Below are 522 nucleotides of genomic sequence, written 5' to 3'. Positions count from 1 at the left end.
TCGAGCAGCTTCTCCAACCGCTGCACCTCGCGGGTGCGTTCCCGGGTCAAGTCGACCCGCAGCCGGGTGTAATCGCGTAGCTGCCGGATCGGGGCTGGCGGCACGAAACTGGGCCGCAACAAACCCTTTTCGGTCAGCTTAGCCAGCCAAACCGCGTCGAGTTTGTCGGTTTTGGGCCGACCCGGCACATTCTTGACATCGCGGGCGTTGACCAACTGCACATCCAGCCCGGCCGCCTCGCACAGGTAATACCAGATCCGCCAATAGTCCGACGTCGACTCGATCGTGACCTTCTCGACGCCAAGCTCGACTAGCTGGACGGCCAGCTCGCTGACCGCACCAGTGGTGGCTTCGACGTCCCAGACCTTGCTGACCCGTCGACGCTCCCGCGGGGTTCGCACGCATACCTTGCCGAATGCCTTGGCCACGTCGATGGCGCACACCCGCTCGATGACTAACCCGAAGTTAAGGCTGCTGAAATAGGCGAATCCCCGGGTTGACCGGCGGATTCGTTGGTTTCGG

The 522-nt window shown here is 62.8% G+C and carries 1 protein-coding gene; it reads right to left on the bottom strand.

Annotation, left to right across the window (positions count from 1 at the left end):
- Positions 1–509 (bottom strand): IS110 family transposase (locus AC5Y49_RS24825; RefSeq protein WP_499892025.1); only part of this gene is annotated, 509 nt, incomplete at its 3' end.
- Positions 510–522: the final 13 nt, after the last annotated feature.

It is taken from the genome of Mycobacterium sp. NGS62 (assembly GCF_059812285.1).
Note: the sequence above shows the minus strand (reverse complement) of the source record. Positions and strands in the feature narration are given on the sequence as shown.